A 17,140-nucleotide genomic window follows, 5' to 3' on the forward strand; every position below is an offset into this window, starting at 1 on the left:
ATGTCTAATAGCCCTTTACACATTGAACTGATCCAGCCTGATGACTGGCATTTACATATTCGTGATGGTGAGGTGATGAAAGATGTATTAGCGGATACTGCTCAACAATTTGCACGTGCGATCATCATGCCTAACTTAAAACCGCCAGTTACTACTGCCGACTTAGCTAAAGCCTATCGCACACGTATTGAATCGAACTTAAAGTCTTTAGGTATTAGTAGTTTTACGCCGCTGATGACTTTATATCTCACTGACAATACGTCTGCCGATGAAGTACATAAAGCTAAAGCGGAAGGTATTGTTGCGTTTAAGTTATATCCCGCTGGTGCCACTACCAATAGCGATGCGGGCGTTAGTGATATTAAGCGCTGCTATAAAGTTTTAGAGGCAATGCAGTCAGTAGGCATGCCACTCTTGGTCCACGGAGAGGTCACTACTGCCCAGATTGATATCTTTGATCGTGAAGCAGTATTCATTGATACCGTACTTGAGCCATTGCGTAAAGATTTTCCAGGGCTTAAGATTGTGTTCGAACACATCACTACTAAACAAGCAGCACACTACGTTCGTGATGCTGCAACTCCTAGTAATACTTTGGCGGCCACGATTACCCCCCAGCATTTACTGATGAATCGTAATGCGATTTTTTCTGGCGGTATTCGTCCACATCATTACTGCTTGCCAGTGTTAAAGCGTGAAGAGCATCGTGTTGCTCTCTTAGAGGCGGCTACCAGCGGGAATCCTCGTTTCTTCTTAGGTACGGATAGTGCGCCCCATGCTAAGGGAGATAAAGAGACAGCCTGTGGTTGCGCTGGTTGCTACAGTGCATTCAATGCTTTAGGTTTATATGCTGAAGCATTTGAGAGCGTTGGTAAGTTAGATAAATTGGAAGGATTCGCCAGTTTCTTTGGCCCCGATTTTTATTCTTTGCCGCGTAATACTAAAAAAATTACCCTCGCCAAACAGGCACAAAAGATCCCGGCTGAATTACCGCTGGGTAATGACACGATTGTTCCGCTGCGTGCTGGTGAAACAATCGCCTGGTCACTGATTTAAATACACACCTACCTTTTTACAAGCCAATTTGCCCTGACTGCGTTAGACTGCAGGCGCAGAGTCAATTGGGCAATCGCCGCCTCTTTATTGAGGGGGAGGAAAGTCCGGACTCCATAGGGAAGGGTGATGGCTAACGGCCATCCACGGCGACGTGAGGAATAGGGCCACAGAGACGAGCGTATTTAGTTACGGTGAAACGCGGCAACCTCCACCTGGAGCAATCCCAAGTAAGCAGGCGATGAGGCGTCCCGCTGAGTCTGCGGGTAGGGAGCTTGAGCCGTCAGGTAACTGCCGGCCTAGAGGAATGATTGCCCCTAGATTGAAAAGTCTAGGCGACAGAATCCGGCTTATCGATTGACTCTGCACTTATTCCGAAATGACTTCGATGCTGTAAGTCAGTTCAGCTGTTTTGGCGAGCATGGTAGTGGCTGAACAGTATTTTTCATGTGAAAGTTTGACCGCACGATCTACCTTGGTTTGATCAAGGTCTTTGCCTTTGACCGTGAAATGTAAATTGATCTTAGTAAAGACTTTAGGGTCTTCTGTAGCCCGCTCAGCCTGCAGGGTGACATCACATCCGCTAATGGCTTGACGAGCCTTCTGTAGGATTAAAACCACATCAAATGCAGAGCAGCCCCCTGCACCGGCTAAAAGCAGCTCCATTGGTCTAGGAGCTAGGTTTCTACCCCCAGCCTCAGGAGCGCCGTCCATATTGACGAGGTGGCCGCTGCCTGTTTCGGCTGAAAAGGCCATTCCACTATTGCCCAACCAAGATACTCGGCATTCCATATTAGTGATCCCTAACTTACTAAATTAATCAATATTATCAATAGTTTACCAATATTCACCTATCTTAGCGAGAGACTAGTATTAGTCCGAAAACTTGATTTTGGTCAATTTTCTTGCATCGCACCATAGTTCTCGATACAATAACCATATTGGTAGTCAGTCTTGTATAAGACTGCGACTTACCTCCCAGTGTCTCCTCCACCCAAACAAAGGTGGATTCCAGCCCAGGACTCGTTCCTGGGCTTTTTTTAGGATACAATTCAAGGCTTTACTGAATTACCGAACTAGTCAGCGGTAATTGTTTTACCAGTTCAATTGCAGAATCTGCGAGCTTGCAAACATAAGCAGGGCCAAGGTGGACGTAGTTTGGTTGGAGTAATTTTTTGTTGACTATAACAATTTGAGAAATCATGAAAACTTTTTCTGCAAAATCCCATGAGGTAGTGCATGAATGGTTCGTGATTGACGCTACGGACAAAGTCCTCGGTCGTGTCGCCAGTGAAGTGGCACACCGTCTACGCGGCAAGCACAAGCCTGAATACACACCACACGTTGATACCGGCGACTTTATTGTTGTCATCAATTCTTCTAAGCTGCGTGTCACAGGCACCAAAGGCTTGAATAAGATCTATTACCGTCACAGCGGATACCCAGGTGGTATTAGCTCGACCAACTTCGACAAGATGCAAGATCGTTTTCCAGGTCGTGCTTTGGAGAAGGCTGTGAAGGGTATGTTGCCAAAAGGCCCACTAGGCTATGCCATGATTAAGAAATTAAAAGTCTATGGCGACGCCAATCATCCGCATGCGGCTCAACAGCCAAAAGCGTTAGAGATTTAAGGAAACCAAATGGCTATTAATTACGGAAATTGGAATTACGGTACGGGTCGTCGCAAGAGTTCTGTTGCGCGCGTGTTTATTAAATCTGGCAAGGGCGAAATTATCGTTAACGGTAAGCCTATCGATACGTATTTTGCTCGTGAAACATCGCGCATGATCGCTCGTCAGCCTTTGGCTCTCACAGCCCACTTAACGACCTTTGACATCAAAGTAAACGTTTCTGGTGGCGGTGAAACTGGGCAAGCTGGTGCGGTGCGCCATGGTGTTACTCGTGCCTTGATTGACTATGACAATACCTTGAAACCAACCCTGTCTAAAGCAGGTTTGGTGACTCGTGATGCTCGTGAAGTTGAGCGTAAGAAGGTTGGTCTGCACGGCGCGCGTCGTCGTAAGCAGTTCAGCAAGCGCTAATTTCTTTCGGTCAGTGAAGTTTTTCGAAAGGGTCGCGCAAGCGGCCCTTTTTGTTTCTACAATTGAGGTATTGTGAAGTTTGTTTCAGAACTTCGCTTAGTTGGCATCTTGGAGAAAGACATGATTAAGGTTGGCATCGTTGGTGGCACAGGATATACCGGGGTGGAATTGTTGCGTTTGTTAGCGCAGCACCCTGAGGTAAAGATTGTTGCTATTACATCTCGGACTGAAGCTGGTACGCCAGTTGCTGAGATGTTCCCATCTTTGCGCGGTTATGTTGATCTTAAATTTACGACCCCAGATGAAGCCAAACTTAATGAATGTGATGCAGTGTTCTTTGCAACCCCACATGGTGTTGCTATGGCACAAGCAAAAGAATTGCTTGCTAATAATGTCAAGATTTTGGATTTAGCTGCTGACTTCAGATTGAAGGATGTGAAAGAGTTCGCCAAGTGGTATGGCATGGAACATAGCTGCCCAGAGATTCTGGCAGAAGCGGTGTATGGTTTGCCAGAAATTAACCGTGAAGCTATTAAGAAAGCTCGTGTAGTAGGTTTAGCAGGTTGCTATCCAACCTCTATACAGCTTGGCCTTGCGCCATTACTCTCCCCCAAATCCATTGGTGGTAAGCAGTTAATTGATAGCACTCATATTATTTCTGACTCTAAGTCTGGTACTTCGGGTGCTGGACGTAAGGCTGAGATTAGCACCTTACTAGCTGAAGCAAGCGATAACTTTAAAGCTTATGGCGTTAAAGGCCATCGTCACCTTCCGGAGATTGTGCAGGGCTTAAAAGCCATTGCTGATCACGATCAAATTGGGCTGACATTTGTGCCGCACCTCACGCCAATGGTGAGGGGGATTCATTCGACCTTGTATGTACGTTTGACCGAAGCTGGCAAAGAGGTTGATTATCAAAAGCTGTATGAAAGCTTCTACAAAGATGAACCATTTGTGGATATCATGCCCTCGGGCAGTCATCCAGAGACTCGTTCTGTGCGGGGTAGCAATGGCATTCGAATTGCTATTCATCGTCCTGGCGGCGGCGATACCCTGGTCATTTTGGTGGTGGAAGACAATTTGGTGAAGGGTGCCTCTGGGCAAGGTGTTCAGTGTATGAACCTGATGTTTGGCCTGCCTGAGACGACTGGCCTCACCCAGATTGCGGTTTCCCCGTAACTAAGGGGTACTTTTGTCCATTAATACCCCTTCAGCAAACTAAGCATTAAAAGCCTAGAATATAAGTATTGCCTTTTGAATTAGGAGTAAATCATGACCCAATTAGCCACGCAACCCACACAAGATTTAGCTGAGCCACCAACCCCATTGGTGTTTACGGATAGTGCTGCTGCAAAAGTAGCTGACCTGATTGCTGAAGAAGGCAACCCAGAATTGAAACTGCGTGTATTCGTTCAAGGCGGTGGGTGCTCTGGTTTTCAGTACGGTTTCACATTTGATGATGCTGTAAATGAAGATGACACACTCTTTGAAAAGAATGGCGTTACTTTGTTAGTAGATTCAATGAGCTTCCAATATTTAGTTGGTGCTGAGATTGACTACAAAGAAGACATCAACGGTTCACAGTTTGTAATTAAGAATCCAAATGCAACGACTACTTGTGGTTGCGGATCTTCTTTCTCCGCTTAAATAAATAGAGAATTTAAGCAGCGCCCTTAAGCAGGGTAGTAAGCGCCTAAAATTCTAGGACCCTTCGCTCCCGTAACGGCTGGCAAATTTGCTGGCCGTTTCTCTTTATGAGCCCAAGCAAGCCATGCAAAGGCCAGACCTTCAACGAGTTGTGGGTCAATACCAGCAGCATCACTTGTAATAATTTCCAAAGGCTGTTGAAAGAGGTGCTGCGCTTTAACTTTAAGTAGGTTCATCAATGCATTATTTCTGGCGCCACCGCCACAGACAATGAGCTTCTGGGTTTGCGGGGCATGACTAACTAAAGCCTCTAATGCTGAATGCGCAGTTAAGTGCAGCAGCGTTGCTTGGACATCTTCGGCTTGATGATGATCTTTACCCATTTTTTCTTGCAACCAATTGAGATGAAAGTCATCTCTGCCTGTACTTTTCGGTGGTATTTTTATGAAAAAGGAATCTGACAACATCACCTTTAGAAGCGCTTCATTCACTTTGCCTTGTAGTGCCCAATTGCCACTTTCATCAAAGGTATTGCCTTGATGCTTTGCAATCCAAGCATCCATCAATATATTGCCAGGGCCACAATCAAAACCTGTAACTGCACCACTTGTGGGTAATAGCGTGAGGTTAGCAATGCCGCCAATATTGAGAATCGCTAAATTTTCAGAGGAAGTAAATTGTTGCGCATGAAAAGCGGGTACTAAAGGAGCCCCATGTCCGCCAGCCGCTAGATCGCGACTTCTAAAATCAGCAACGACATCGATACCTGTCTTTTCTGCCAAGAGGGCAGGATTAAGTGTTTGGTGGGAATAGGCCATATCACCAAGGTGTGGTTGATGACGAATAGTCTGACCATGGGCACCGATAGCAGTAATGTCAGATGGTTTTAAATTCTCTTTTTTGAGTAATTGGCTCACTACCTCAGCATAGGCTAGAGCTAAGGCAATTCCAGCCTGCCTTTCTCGGTGAAGCTCATTTGCCCCAGGGGTTTGTAAGTCAAATAGCGTTTGACGTAGTTCTGGCGAGAAAGGGGCACTCACAGCCGCTTGGGCACTCGTTTCGCCATTGGGTCCGATCTTGGCCAAAACAGCATCAATCCCATCTAGGCTGGTGCCAGACATGAGGCCAATATAGAGGGAGTGCGGTTTGTTCATCTGGTTCTCAGGAATGCGACAATTATGCTTAACAATTGAAATACTCAATAACTGTATCAGTAACCGAATCGGTATGACGGCCAAACCAGAACAAAAATATCCATTGACCCCTGAAGTCTTTGCAGCGCTTGAAGTCACTAAACGCGGTTGTGATGAGCTATTGGTTGAGGCGGATTGGGTTCAAAAATTAGCCCGCAGCCAAGCTACCAAGACTCCTTTGCGTATTAAATTGGGTTTAGACCCTACTGCACCCGATATTCATCTGGGACATACCGTTGTTCTGAACAAATTGCGGCAGTTGCAAGATTTAGGGCATACCGTAATTTTCTTGATTGGTGACTTCACCAGCATGATTGGTGATCCATCTGGTCGCAATGCTACACGTCCGCCATTGACCGCAGAAGAGATCGCTGTGAATGCAGAGACCTACTATCGTCAAGCAAGTATGGTGCTAGATCCTGCTAAAACAGAAGTGCGCTACAACAGTGAGTGGTGTGATCCATTGGGTGCACGAGGGATGATTCAACTTGCTGCGAAACATACTGTTGCCAGAATGCTCGAGCGTGATGACTTTACGAAGCGCTATCGTAATGGTGTACCAATCTCCATTCATGAATTTTTATACCCCCTTATGCAGGGTTATGACTCTGTAGCTTTGAAGAGTGACTTAGAGCTTGGTGGCACGGATCAAAAATTCAATCTTTTAGTTGGACGTGAACTCCAGCGTGAATATGGCCAAGAGCCTCAATGTATTTTGACTATGCCTTTGTTGGTTGGTTTAGATGGTGTTGAGAAAATGAGTAAGTCCAAGGGAAATTACATTGGCATTAGCGAGCCTGCTGGCGAGATGTTTGGAAAGCTCCTAAGCATCTCTGATGACTTGATGTGGGATTACTTTACTTTATTGTCATTCCGCCCAATGTCCGAAATTGATTTGATGAAACAAGAAGTTGCTGCTGGGCGCAATCCAAAAGACTGCAAAGTGCTTCTCGCACAAGAAATCGTGGCACGCTTTCATTCGCAAGCTGCTGCTGAAAAAGCCTTAGAAGACTTTAATCATCGGGCCAAGGGTGGCGTACCCGATGAGATTCCAGAGGTCAATCTTTCTGGCGCCCCGATGGTGATCGCCAACCTCCTAAAGGCTGCAGGACTAGCCCCATCTACATCAGAAGCCAACCGCAACATCGAGCAAAACGGTGTGAAGATTAATGGTGAAACTATTGCTGATAAACAGGCAAAGATTGAGGCTGGAACGTATGTTGTGCAAGTAGGCAAGCGCAAGTTTGCGAAAGTAATACTTACTTAAAGCACAGCTGATATGAGCGATAAAAAAAGTATTGAAATAGAGGCCGAAAATTTAGAGCGACTTTCAGTAAAGTTGATTCAAGATAAAAACTGGGAAGCTTTAGAAAAAATGCTTGCCCCGGGTTGCCAGTTTGTCAGTTCCCAAGGCTCATGTGATAAAGAAAGCGCCATGCGCCTCATGAAAGAAATGCACCTTGGACCAGTTCAGTTTAAGGATTTCAAGGTAACGCAGGCCGATGACAATCTGATAGTAAGTTTTTGGATTGCGGCTTTAGAGTATCGCGATGGCAAAGAGTTATCACCAGAGTTTTCCCCGCGCCTGAGTGTTTGGAAAAAACTCGATACCCAGTGGAAATGTATTGCCTACGCTGATCTGATTGCTAGCTAATTTATAAGTCTAAGTTGTTATTGCCGCTTGGTGGCGTCAAACCAAAATGCTCATAGGCTTGACGGGTTGCTATGCGGCCTCTTGAGGTTCTTTGTAAGTAACCCTGTTGAATGAGGTAAGGCTCTATGACATCCTCAATGGTGTCTCGTTCTTCGCCAATGGCAGCAGCCAAGTTATCAATTCCAACCGGGCCACCACCAAATTTGTGCAAGATGGCTTCAAGCAATTTTCTATCCATCACATCAAAGCCACTTGGATCCACATCTAACATCTTCAATGCGGCATCAGCCATGGCTTTGGTAATCGTGCCAGTGCCTTTCACTTCTGCATAGTCACGTACACGACGTAATAAGCGGTTTGCAATCCGCGGGGTGCCACGTGCACGCTTTGCAATTTCTACTGAGCCTTCAGGATCAATATCTGCTTTTAATAGACTTGCCGAGCGATTGATAATTTTGGTGAGCTCTTCAGTGGTGTAGAACTCCAGTCTTGCCACAATACCAAAGCGGTCACGCAATGGATTAGTCAGCATGCCAGCACGCGTTGTTGCGCCAATTAGAGTAAATGGTTTGAGGTCAATCTTGACACTGCGGGCTGCAGGCCCTTCACCAATCATGATGTCAAGACTGTAGTCCTCTAAGGCAGGATAGAGAATTTCTTCTACAACTGGAGAAAGGCGATGGATCTCATCAATGAAGAGCACATCATTAGTCTCTAAATTAGTCAGTAATGCAGCGAGGTCACCGGGCCTATCAAGAACAGGACCGCTAGTTTGACGTAAGTTCACACCAAGCTCTCGCGCAATAATGTGCGCCAGCGTAGTCTTTCCAAGTCCAGGAGGCCCAAAAAGCAGAACATGATCTAGCGCTTCTTGGCGAGCTCTGGTGGCGCTGATGAATATCTCTAGTTGTGCCCTTGCCTTCGTTTGACCAACATACTCATCGAGCTGTTTAGGGCGAAGTGCTCTTTCAAAGATGGCTTCAGAATTACCTGCTCCACCACTCACAATACGGTCATTACCTTCCGGTAAATCTTCAGGAATAGCGCTTAGGTCGTCGGTATGAATTGCCATACTGCAAGTGTAGTGGTGTTTATCTACTTAGGGCTTAGATAGATACTTCAAGCCCATTCGTATGCCATCAGAGACCGAGGTGTCTGGAGGGATTTGTTTGAGTGCCAAGAGTGCCTCTTTTTCTGAATAGCCTAGAGCCAAGAGTGCTTGTAATACCTCACTACTGGCTTCAATAGCTTGAGGCTTGCCCCCGGCAGTAATACCAAGATCCGGGGCTAACTTCCCTTTAAGCTCTAGACAGAGACGCTCAGCAGTTTTCTTACCAATGCCAGGAACTTGGGTCAGGCGACTCGCTTCCTGCAGGGCAATCGCTTGAGCTAGTTCGTTCACACTCATGCCGGATAGAACGGCTAACGCTGTTCGAGAGCCAACACCACTGATCTTAATCAGTTGCCTAAATGCTTCGCGCTCAGTCTCAGTAGCGAAGCCAAAAAGCTGTTGCGCATCCTCGCGCACTTGGAAGTGGGTGAGGAGAGTAATTTTTTCACCTGCTTGGGGTAGTTGGTATAAGGTACTCATTGGAACATCCACCTCATATCCAATGCCTTGGCAATCAACCAAGAGCCTTGGAGGGTGAACTGAAACGAGGATTCCTTGAATGCGACCAATCATATAAAGATCTTAACCTGTGATGTGTATTTTTACTTGCTACGTTTCTTGGGAGCCAATGCTGCAGTGATAGCTTTCGGAACTTGTACATGATGAGCGGCGCAGATAGCGACACCTAAAGCATCTGAGGCATCTGGCCCTGGGGCGCGATTCAGTTTTAGTAAGCGTTTAACCATTTCTTGCACTTGGGGCTTGGCAGCGCGGCCCGTACCCACAATGGCTTGCTTCACCCTTAAAGCACTATATTCGGCAACCGGTAGTTTTGCAGATACTAGTGCAGCAATCACCGCACCCCTAGCTTGACCGAGCATTAAGGTTGAGCGTGGATTGACATTCAAGAACACTTCTTCAATCGCAGCAGACTCTGGTTTGTAGGTATCTAGTACTTCCTTTACGCCGGCATAGAGGGCGCCCAAGCGCTCTGGTAAACCTTTAGCTGGATCTCCACTCTCAATTGTCCCAGAGGCGACGTAAGTGAGTTTTTGGCCATCAACATCAATGACACCAAAGCCAGTAGTACGTAAACCTGGGTCGATTCCAATCCAGCGCATGGGAGCTTAATATTTCCTAATCTTTTTTCTGTTGCTTAGTGACGGAAGTGACGCGTGCCAGTAAAGACCATTGCAATACCATGTTCATTAGCTGCTGCGATGATTTCTTCATCACGCATGCTGCCGCCGGGTTGAATTGCACAGCTTGCACCACCATTGACGACAACATCTAAGCCATCACGAAATGGGAAGAAGGCATCACTTGCAACTGCTGAGCCCTTCAGGCTTAAGCCAGCATTTTCAGCTTTAATGCTAGCCATACGGGCAGAGTCGACTCGACTCATTTGGCCAGCACCAATACCTAAGGTCATACCATTAGCACAATATACGATCGCATTGGATTTCACAAACTTGGCAACACGCCAAGCGAACATCATATCGTTCATTTCGCCAGGAGTAGGCTGTCTTTGACTCACAACACGAATCTCGTTTTGGAGAACATTCTTCGCATCGGGTGACTGCACAAGCAAGCCACCACCAACACGTTTGAAATCAAAAGCATTAAACGCGGTACCTAATGGGATCTCCAAAAGGCGCACATTTTGTTTTGTCGCAAAAATGGCTTTTGCTTCGTCACTAAAGCTAGGAGCAATTAATACTTCCACGAATTGTTTGGAGATCTCTTGGGCAGCAACGCCATCGCACGGTACATTGAAGGCAATGATGCCGCCAAAGGCTGAACTTGGATCGGTTTTGAAAGCCTTCTGGTACGCTTCCAGCGGATTGGCGCCAACAGCTACACCACAAGGGTTAGCATGCTTGATGATGACGCAGGCTGCAGCTCCACCAGTATTGCCAGTAAAACTCTTAACGCATTCCCAAGCAGAGTCAGCATCAGCAATGTTGTTATAGGAGAGCTCTTTACCTTGCAGTTGTTTGTAATTAGCGAGTGCACCATCTACTGGGCAGATGTCTTTGTAGAATGCTGCAGATTGATGTGGATTCTCACCATAACGCATCTCTTGGACTTTTTCAAAGGCAAGGTGCAGAGTCTCTGGATAAACAGAGCGGGTTTTGTGATCCAAGTCATTACCTAATGCAGAGAGATAGTTGGCGATTGCACCATCGTATTGCGCAGTATGTGCAAAAACTTTTTTAGCTAAAGCTAAGTTGGTTTTGTATGAAACAGTATTTTTATTGGCTTTCATTTCCGCCAATACTGGCCCGTAATCATCAGGAGAGATTAACACGGTTACATCTTGATGATTTTTGGCAGCAGCACGCAACATGGCTGGGCCACCGATGTCAATGTTCTCCACCGCATCTTCAAATGAACATTTTTCCTTGGCAACCGTTTCATTAAAAGGGTAAAGATTGATTACCAACATATCGATCGTATCGATGCCATGCTCTTTAAGCGCTGCCATATGTTCAGGGAAGTCTCTGCGCGCCAATAATCCACCATGAACCATCGGGTGAAGTGTCTTCACTCGTCCATCTAACATCTCAGGAAACTTAGTCAAAGAAGAAACTTCTACTACAGGCAGATTATTTTCAGCCAAAAGTTTTGCGGTGCCGCCGGTAGAAATTAACTGAATGCCTTGCTCATGAAGGGCTTTAGCAAACGACACAATGCCATTTTTATCGGAGACGGAGAGTAGGGCTGTACGGATCATAGTTTTACTTATTTAAGTAGTTTGTGTTCTACGAGTTTTTTGTGCAAGGTATTGCGATTAATGCCGAGATATTGAGCCGCCAAAGATTGATTCTGCTTGGCATGTTGCATGACCAGCTCCAGCATGGGTTTCTCAACCACAGCCAATACCATTTGGTAGATATCTGTCGGAGGTGTGCCTTTGAGGTCATTTAGGTAACCTTGCAATTGTGTTTCAATGCATTCAGTAATAGGGTGCTTATTAGTCATAAATGTTCAAATTTAAAAAACAAAATAATTAAGATGCAACTAAGCTGCTTCTAAGAAAAGTAAACGGTCTGAATGAGATTTCATCTCATCAAAATAATCATTGACCATTTGTAATTGAGTTTTGCAATCATCGGCAGTATTCATGCGTTGACGAAATGCATGCGAATCACGTAAACCCTTGCAATACCAGCCAATATGTTTGCGGGCTGTACGTAGGCCAATGTATTCACCATAAAACTCGAAGTGGTCAAGAAGGTGAGCATTCATGATGGCCTGAATCTCATTGATTTCAGGGGTGGGTAACTTACCACCAGTTTCCAGGTAGTGATTAATTTCTCGGAATATCCATGGGCGTCCTTGAGCAGCGCGACCAATCATGATGGCATCAGCACTAGTAATTTTTAGTATGGCTTTTGCTTTTTCTGGGCTGTTGATATCACCATTGGCAACTACTGGTATACGCACACTATTTTTTACGGCAGTAATCGTTTCATATTCAGCTTCGCCGTGATATAGATCAGCTTTAGTGCGGCCATGAACGGTAAGCATGGAGATGCCAGAGTTTTCTGCAAGATGTGCAATTTCGATTGCATTCTTATGTTCTCGATCCCAACCCGTCCGAATTTTCAATGTCACTGGAACAGCATCAGGACCAACCCCTACAGCCTGTACTACCGCCTCGAGAATGCGTTGGACGAGAGGTTCATCGCGTAACAGAGCTGATCCTGCAGCGACGTTACACACTTTTTTCGCTGGGCAGCCCATATTGATATCAATAATTTGCGCACCGTGGTCTACATTCATTTTTGCCGCTGCAGCCATCGTGACAGGATCTGCACCTGCAATTTGCACAGCGATCGGTTTAAATTCACCAACATGGTTGGCGCGACGTTGAGTCTTTTCGCTATTCCAAAGCAAGGCATTGGAGGCCACCATTTCTGAGACGGCATAGCCAGCACCTAATTTCTTGCAAAGTTGCCTAAATGGACGGTCAGTAACTCCAGCCATAGGAGCCACAAATAGTCTATTTGCAAGGAGGTGAGGACCGATCTTCATTTGTTTTGCTTGGTGTAGTCAGAGTCTTGCGGGAAGCATGACACTTTAGCACAAAGAGATCTAAATATGCCTATTTTTTAGGCAGATTATTTACTTCAACCCAAATTACTTGGGCATCAATTGAGGGACTTATTAGAGACCCTTAGCGCCTGCCAAACATCATCTGGCGTGCCAAGGCTGTCTTTATCGGTGGAAACCACTGTAGCGCTGATAAAGCCAATCCACGGGCTACAACAATGGGAGTTAGATTGGAGGTAAATACTCTTGCCATGAAGTCTGTTAGACCAATAGTAGTCGTGCGATCTACTTTACGACTTTGAGCATAACCTTCCAATGCACTTTGAATATTTGCTGTAGTTTGGTTTTCTGGCGCTCCTGAAAATACCCCAACCAATTTTTCAGCAAGTAAGAAAGCATCACGCAATCCTAGGTTCAGTCCTTGCCCCGCCACTGGGTGCAAAGTTTGCGCAGCATTACCAATCCATACTTCATTATCTTTAGTAATTTCTTTTCGATAGTTAAGGCCTAGCTCATATAAGCGACGATCTTGAATTTTCAAAAAGCGCCCGATACGTGAGCCAAACTCACTTTGCAATGATTTTAGAAAATCAGCATCACTTAATTGGAGACGATATTGCGAAGACTCAGGTGATCCACACCACACCATGTTCAAAATATGAGGACCGTAATGACTTGGTAAAACTGCCAATGGCCCTTCAGACGTAAAGCGTTCCCAAGCCTGGTGGGGGGCTGCGTTCTCTACTTCAATTAAACCTACTAAGGCTGATTGTCCATAGTCGCGACCAGATTCAACCCAATCCTGTTTTGTGAATAGACCGCCCTCGGCATGCACGATACATTGAGAATGGCTGCTGATTGGCGCCCCTTCTTTATTGACGTGCTGCCAAACAAAATGAGGACTCTTAGCCTGGATTACTCTTAGCGCTTTGCGTAATGTGACATGAATATCGCGATAGCGAATGATGTGCCCCAAGGCATCTTGCTTGAGCTCTTCCCGTGTCATTAATGCACGACCAAAACGACCGGCTTGTGAAACATGCACACGATGAATATCAGCACAATCTTTTGGCCACGCGTTAATAGTGTCTAGTAAGAGTTTGCTGCCATGAGACAGGGCGATACCCCGACTATCAGCTGCAGCTAGATCAGCATCATCGACAGGATTGCGATCAATCAGTAATAGTTTTGCATCTGGAAACTTTTGGAGAGTCCAGGCAGCGCAAGCAAGGCCAACTGGCCCGCCCCCATGAATCAAGATGTCACAACTAAGTTCACTCATGATTGGAATTTAGGCATTCTTCATAGTTGCTTCGATTTCATCGGCTTTCACTGGCACGCCACGAGAGATTAATTCGCAGCCAGATTCATTAATGACTGCATCATCCTCAATTCGAATGCCAATATTCCAGAAGGCCTCATCAACATCAGCAGCAGGCCTTACATAAAGGCCTGGCTCAACCGTAATAACCATGCCGCTTTTCAAGATTCGCCAAGGCTTTTCTTCTTTCAGGAGGCTTTCACTGTCTTCACGATAAGAGCCAACGTCATGGACATCCATGCCTAACCAGTGTGAAGTGCGGTGCATATAAAAGCGACGATAAGCACCAGTTTCGATGGCATTCTCTAACGAACCCAGCTCAGAAAGTTTGAGTAGTTTTTCATCAAGTAATCCTTGGGTAAGCACTTTGAGCGCCGCATCGTGAGGCTGTATAAAAGTATTACCTGGCTTGGTCATTGCAATTGCTGCCTCTTGGGCAGCCAGAGTGATGTCGTAGAGCGCGCGCTGAGGACCTGTAAATTTTCCATTGACTGGAAAAGTACGTGTGATATCGGATGCATATCCATCTAGCTCGCAACCTGCATCAATTAAGCACAGTTCACCACTGCGTAATTCTGTTGAACCGGCGCGGTAGTGCAAGATGCAAGAGTTGGCACCACCTGCAACAATGCTGTTATAGGCAACACTTTGCGCGCCACTATTGCGGAACTCATGTAGTAATTCTGCTTCAAGTTGATATTCTCGAATACCAGGTTTGCACATATGCATCGCCCGAATATGGGCGCGCGCAGAGATGGCTGCAGCACGACGCATCGTATCAATTTCATTCGTGTCCTTAAAGAGACGCATCTCATGAATGAGTGTTTCAACATCATGGAGTTCTGATGGTGGGTTAATACCAGAACGTGCCTGAACTCGGACTTGCTTCATCCAATGACGTAAGCGACGATCTGCTTCTGCACTCTCAGCCAAGCGGATATAAATAGCATCTTGATCAGCTAGTAGCTCGCCTAGTTTGCGATCAAGTTCATGATTACTGTATGCGTATTCAATACCAAGCGCTGTTGGTGCTGCCTCAGGCCCAAGACGAATACCATCCCAAATTTCACGTTCAGGATCTTTTGGTCTGCAAAATAAATGGGATTGAAGTTCATAGTTTTTGCCGCCGCTTTTTATTTCCATTACCAAGGTTGCACCCGGCTCTTCAAAGCCAGTTAAGTAAAAGAAATCACTGTCATGGCGATAGGGAAATTCGCTATCACGATTACGGGCTAGCTCAGGCGCAGTAGATATGACTGCAATACCGCCACCAGATTTGGCGTAGATTTTTTTTGCTAGTGTATTTCTGCGTTCTTGATAGATCTTGTTATTCATAAGCTGCATTGAGCTCTTGTAAGCGTTGTGGAGTCCCTACATCGTGCCATGGACCGGTATATTTTTCACCAGACACTTTATTTTGCGTCATAGCTTCCTTTAGCAGGGGTGCCAGTTTGGCAGAGACGCCTATTTCTAGCCCTCTAAAGAGATCCTTGTGATAGATGCCGATCCCCGAAAAAGTGAGTTTTTCTGCGCCCATTGATGATTCATCGCTAACTATGAAGTCTTTAAGATAGAAGTCTCCATTGAGGTGTTGGACTGGGTTTGGGACCATTAAAAGGTGGGCCAATGGTCTACCAGGGTCATTTTGCAGTTTCGAAACAACTTCTAAAAGTATTTTGATAGGTAGGTTTGGGGTAAAAACATCGCCATTAATTGCTAAAAAATAATCTTCGGGGCAAAGTAAGGGGAGAGCTTTACAGATACCCCCAGCAGTTTCTAGGGCAGTAGCCTCAGGCGAGTATTGAATATCTAAACCAAATTGATGGCCATCTCCTAGACTCTGTTCAATTTTTTCTCCAAGCCATGCATGGTTAATGACAACCTTTTGGATGCCTGACTTGGCAATACCCTCAAGATGCCATGCTAATAATGATTTATTTTGAATAGTTAATAGGGGCTTAGGTAAGCTATCAGTGAGTGGACGCATCCTCTCACCTCTACCGGCTGCAAGTAGGAAACAAGGAATAGGATTGATCTTGTTCATCATTCTTTGCTTTGGCGGGTTGACTCCAAAATGCGTGCCAATGGTTTCAGTTCAATATAGCGATTAGCGGTAGCAATAGCATATTCCAATACTAAGGGGATATCTTTGAGGTAGCCATCTTTACCGTCACGATGAAATAGCCTTGAAAAAATACCTAGAACTTTTAGATGGCGCTGTAAGCCCATCCACTCAAAATCACGATAGAACTGACCAAAATCATCTGGCATTGGTAGCTTAGCTTTACGACCCTCTTCCCAGAATTTAACAACCCAATCAATCACGCGGTCTTCAGGCCATGCGATATAGGCATCGCGCCATAAAGAGGCAGCATCGTAAGTAATTGGGCCATAAACAGCATCTTGAAAATCGATCACGCCCGGATTATTTTTTTCAGTCACCATTAAGTTGCGCGAATGGTAATCCCGATGAACATAGACCTTTGCTTGCGCTAGATTGTTTTCAATAATGAATTTAAAAGATTGATTGAGCTGGGATTGCTGCAGGTCACTTAGTTGAATATTCAGATGTTTCTTCAAATACCATTCGGGGAACAGATCTAATTCTCTTTGCAATAGGGTTTGATCATAGTTTGGTAATACATTCGGTTTACTAGCTAATTGCATTTGCACTAAGGCACGGGTCGCATCTTGATATAGATGATCTGCGCTTTCACTATTGAGTTCCGCAAGATAGGTTTTAGTACCTAAATCATTTAATAAAAGAAAGCCATCTGTAATATTTTGTTCGAGTATTTTTGGAACATTTAATCCGGCAGCAGATAGTAATAAATCAACCCGAATAAACGCATCTAAAGGTTCGTACTGAGGGGGTGCATCCATCACAACAAGAGTCCCAAAATTAGGCTTTTGGGACGCAATACGGAAATAGCGTCTAAAGCTCGCATCTGCTGAGGCTGAAGCCAAAGTGTCTAGATCTAATTGCCAGCTAGGCTCTAGGGCTTGTAGCCAGCTACGAAGGTTGTTTAAGCGAGAGTCAGTCATGGTCGATTCGTATAA

General features: G+C 45.5%; 19 protein-coding genes and 1 other RNA gene. 8 read left to right on the forward strand and 12 right to left on the reverse strand.

All coding sequences use genetic code 11. The annotated features are described in order from the left end of the window. Positions 1-1,056: a dihydroorotase gene (gene pyrC / locus ICN29_RS07585; protein WP_216131319.1), complete on the forward strand. Its 1,056-nt coding sequence runs from the start codon at positions 1-3 to the stop codon at positions 1,054-1,056. Between the two features lie 57 nt (positions 1,057-1,113). Continuing rightward, positions 1,114-1,422, forward strand: an RNA gene (gene rnpB, locus ICN29_RS07590) — RNase P RNA component class A. Here the strand turns inward: rnpB and ICN29_RS07595 are convergent. Then, complete coding sequence (locus ICN29_RS07595) at positions 1,423-1,845, reverse strand: OsmC family protein (RefSeq protein WP_216131322.1); 423 nt, start codon at positions 1,843-1,845, stop codon at positions 1,423-1,425. It abuts the RNA gene before it with no gap. 410 nt (positions 1,846-2,255) lie between these two features. On the opposite strand from ICN29_RS07595, the gene rplM reads away from it, so the two are divergent. The 4 genes from rplM to erpA all read left to right on the forward strand — a co-directional run bounded on the left by rplM (position 2,256) and on the right by erpA (position 4,742). Next, entirely contained in the window at positions 2,256-2,684 is a 429-nt protein-coding gene (gene rplM / locus ICN29_RS07600; RefSeq protein ID WP_071466176.1) for a 50S ribosomal protein L13, read from the forward strand. Positions 2,685-2,693: 9 nt separating this feature from the next. Further along, positions 2,694-3,095 carry a 30S ribosomal protein S9 gene (rpsI, locus tag ICN29_RS07605; protein WP_216131324.1) on the forward strand — a complete coding sequence of 134 codons (402 nt, stop codon included), beginning with the start codon at positions 2,694-2,696 and terminating at the stop codon, positions 3,093-3,095. A 120-nt stretch (positions 3,096-3,215) separates the two neighbouring features. Further along, entirely contained in the window at positions 3,216-4,274 is a 1,059-nt protein-coding gene (gene argC / locus ICN29_RS07610; protein ID WP_216132148.1) for an N-acetyl-gamma-glutamyl-phosphate reductase, read from the forward strand. A 93-nt stretch (positions 4,275-4,367) separates the two neighbouring features. Next, the gene (gene erpA, locus ICN29_RS07615; RefSeq protein WP_216131327.1) at positions 4,368-4,742 is read left to right on the forward strand and encodes an iron-sulfur cluster insertion protein ErpA; all 375 of its coding nucleotides are present in this window, start codon (positions 4,368-4,370) and stop codon (positions 4,740-4,742) included. A 26-nt stretch (positions 4,743-4,768) separates the two neighbouring features. Here the strand turns inward: erpA and ICN29_RS07620 are convergent, their stop codons facing one another. Further along, positions 4,769-5,896 carry an anhydro-N-acetylmuramic acid kinase gene (locus tag ICN29_RS07620; protein ID WP_216131330.1) on the reverse strand — a complete coding sequence of 376 codons (1,128 nt, stop codon included), beginning with the start codon at positions 5,894-5,896 and terminating at the stop codon, positions 4,769-4,771. Positions 5,897-5,969: 73 nt separating this feature from the next. Between ICN29_RS07620 and tyrS the strand changes: the two genes are divergently transcribed. Then, a complete protein-coding gene (gene tyrS / locus ICN29_RS07625) occupies positions 5,970-7,202 on the forward strand; it encodes a tyrosine--tRNA ligase (protein ID WP_216131333.1) in 1,233 nt (410 codons plus the stop codon). 12 nt (positions 7,203-7,214) lie between these two features. Continuing rightward, positions 7,215-7,589, forward strand: coding sequence for a nuclear transport factor 2 family protein (locus ICN29_RS07630; protein WP_216131336.1), 375 nt, complete (start codon positions 7,215-7,217; stop codon positions 7,587-7,589). Position 7,590: 1 nt separating this feature from the next. Here the strand turns inward: ICN29_RS07630 and ruvB are convergent, their stop codons facing one another. From ruvB to ICN29_RS07680, 10 genes are all read right to left on the reverse strand, one after another. Next, positions 7,591-8,661, reverse strand: coding sequence for a Holliday junction branch migration DNA helicase RuvB (gene ruvB / locus ICN29_RS07635; RefSeq protein WP_216131338.1), 1,071 nt, complete (start codon positions 8,659-8,661; stop codon positions 7,591-7,593). 27 nt (positions 8,662-8,688) lie between these two features. Further along, positions 8,689-9,273: a Holliday junction branch migration protein RuvA gene (ruvA, locus tag ICN29_RS07640; protein ID WP_216131341.1), complete on the reverse strand. Its 585-nt coding sequence runs from the start codon at positions 9,271-9,273 to the stop codon at positions 8,689-8,691. A 29-nt stretch (positions 9,274-9,302) separates the two neighbouring features. Further along, positions 9,303-9,821, reverse strand: a complete 519-nt coding sequence (gene ruvC, locus ICN29_RS07645; protein ID WP_216131344.1) for a crossover junction endodeoxyribonuclease RuvC — start codon at positions 9,819-9,821, stop codon at positions 9,303-9,305. Positions 9,822-9,856: 35 nt separating this feature from the next. After that, positions 9,857-11,437, reverse strand: a complete 1,581-nt coding sequence (gene purH / locus ICN29_RS07650) for a bifunctional phosphoribosylaminoimidazolecarboxamide formyltransferase/IMP cyclohydrolase (protein WP_216131347.1) — start codon at positions 11,435-11,437, stop codon at positions 9,857-9,859. A gap of 8 nt (positions 11,438-11,445) precedes the next feature. After that, on the reverse strand, positions 11,446-11,685 hold the full coding sequence (locus ICN29_RS07655) for a helix-turn-helix domain-containing protein (protein WP_216131350.1): 240 nt from the start codon (positions 11,683-11,685) through the stop codon (positions 11,446-11,448). Positions 11,686-11,724: 39 nt separating this feature from the next. Then, positions 11,725-12,741: a tRNA dihydrouridine synthase DusB gene (gene dusB, locus ICN29_RS07660; protein WP_216131353.1), complete on the reverse strand. Its 1,017-nt coding sequence runs from the start codon at positions 12,739-12,741 to the stop codon at positions 11,725-11,727. 142 nt (positions 12,742-12,883) lie between these two features. Beyond that, entirely contained in the window at positions 12,884-14,041 is a 1,158-nt protein-coding gene (locus tag ICN29_RS07665; protein ID WP_216131355.1) for an FAD-dependent monooxygenase, read from the reverse strand. A 9-nt stretch (positions 14,042-14,050) separates the two neighbouring features. Beyond that, the gene (gene pepP / locus ICN29_RS07670; RefSeq protein ID WP_216131358.1) at positions 14,051-15,424 is read right to left on the reverse strand and encodes a Xaa-Pro aminopeptidase; all 1,374 of its coding nucleotides are present in this window, start codon (positions 15,422-15,424) and stop codon (positions 14,051-14,053) included. Next, the gene (gene murU / locus ICN29_RS07675; RefSeq protein WP_216132151.1) at positions 15,408-16,124 is read right to left on the reverse strand and encodes an N-acetylmuramate alpha-1-phosphate uridylyltransferase MurU; all 717 of its coding nucleotides are present in this window, start codon (positions 16,122-16,124) and stop codon (positions 15,408-15,410) included. The genes pepP and murU overlap by 17 nt, the downstream gene beginning before the upstream one ends. Further along, complete coding sequence (locus ICN29_RS07680) at positions 16,124-17,125, reverse strand: aminoglycoside phosphotransferase family protein (protein WP_216131361.1); 1,002 nt, start codon at positions 17,123-17,125, stop codon at positions 16,124-16,126. Before ICN29_RS07680 ends, murU begins: the two co-directional genes overlap by 1 nt. Positions 17,126-17,140 lie beyond the last annotated feature (15 nt).

It is taken from the genome of Polynucleobacter nymphae (assembly GCF_018882155.1).
In the GTDB taxonomy this organism is placed as follows: domain Bacteria; phylum Pseudomonadota; class Gammaproteobacteria; order Burkholderiales; family Burkholderiaceae; genus Polynucleobacter; species Polynucleobacter nymphae.

What these genes read in the sequence shown, in the direction of transcription:
- ICN29_RS07595 (WP_216131322.1), bottom strand. Translation starts at nt 1,845, where the DNA reads ATGGAATGCCGAGTATCTTGGTTGGGCAATAGTGGAATGGCCTTTTCA.
- ICN29_RS07655 (WP_216131350.1), bottom strand. Translation starts at nt 11,685, where the DNA reads ATGACTAATAAGCACCCTATTACTGAATGCATTGAAACACAATTGCAA.
- ICN29_RS07665 (WP_216131355.1), bottom strand. Translation starts at nt 14,041, where the DNA reads ATGAGTGAACTTAGTTGTGACATCTTGATTCATGGGGGCGGGCCAGTT.
- ruvA (WP_216131341.1), bottom strand. Translation starts at nt 9,273, where the DNA reads ATGATTGGTCGCATTCAAGGAATCCTCGTTTCAGTTCACCCTCCAAGG.
- pyrC (WP_216131319.1), top strand. Translation starts at nt 1, where the DNA reads ATGTCTAATAGCCCTTTACACATTGAACTGATCCAGCCTGATGACTGG.
- ICN29_RS07630 (WP_216131336.1), top strand. Translation starts at nt 7,215, where the DNA reads ATGAGCGATAAAAAAAGTATTGAAATAGAGGCCGAAAATTTAGAGCGA.
- erpA (WP_216131327.1), top strand. Translation starts at nt 4,368, where the DNA reads ATGACCCAATTAGCCACGCAACCCACACAAGATTTAGCTGAGCCACCA.
- pepP (WP_216131358.1), bottom strand. Translation starts at nt 15,424, where the DNA reads ATGCAGCTTATGAATAACAAGATCTATCAAGAACGCAGAAATACACTA.
- rpsI (WP_216131324.1), top strand. Translation starts at nt 2,694, where the DNA reads ATGGCTATTAATTACGGAAATTGGAATTACGGTACGGGTCGTCGCAAG.
- ruvB (WP_216131338.1), bottom strand. Translation starts at nt 8,661, where the DNA reads ATGGCAATTCATACCGACGACCTAAGCGCTATTCCTGAAGATTTACCG.
- ruvC (WP_216131344.1), bottom strand. Translation starts at nt 9,821, where the DNA reads ATGCGCTGGATTGGAATCGACCCAGGTTTACGTACTACTGGCTTTGGT.
- murU (WP_216132151.1), bottom strand. Translation starts at nt 16,124, where the DNA reads ATGAACAAGATCAATCCTATTCCTTGTTTCCTACTTGCAGCCGGTAGA.
- purH (WP_216131347.1), bottom strand. Translation starts at nt 11,437, where the DNA reads ATGATCCGTACAGCCCTACTCTCCGTCTCCGATAAAAATGGCATTGTG.
- rplM (WP_071466176.1), top strand. Translation starts at nt 2,256, where the DNA reads ATGAAAACTTTTTCTGCAAAATCCCATGAGGTAGTGCATGAATGGTTC.
- ICN29_RS07620 (WP_216131330.1), bottom strand. Translation starts at nt 5,896, where the DNA reads ATGAACAAACCGCACTCCCTCTATATTGGCCTCATGTCTGGCACCAGC.
- dusB (WP_216131353.1), bottom strand. Translation starts at nt 12,741, where the DNA reads ATGAAGATCGGTCCTCACCTCCTTGCAAATAGACTATTTGTGGCTCCT.
- tyrS (WP_216131333.1), top strand. Translation starts at nt 5,970, where the DNA reads ATGACGGCCAAACCAGAACAAAAATATCCATTGACCCCTGAAGTCTTT.
- argC (WP_216132148.1), top strand. Translation starts at nt 3,216, where the DNA reads ATGATTAAGGTTGGCATCGTTGGTGGCACAGGATATACCGGGGTGGAA.
- ICN29_RS07680 (WP_216131361.1), bottom strand. Translation starts at nt 17,125, where the DNA reads ATGACTGACTCTCGCTTAAACAACCTTCGTAGCTGGCTACAAGCCCTA.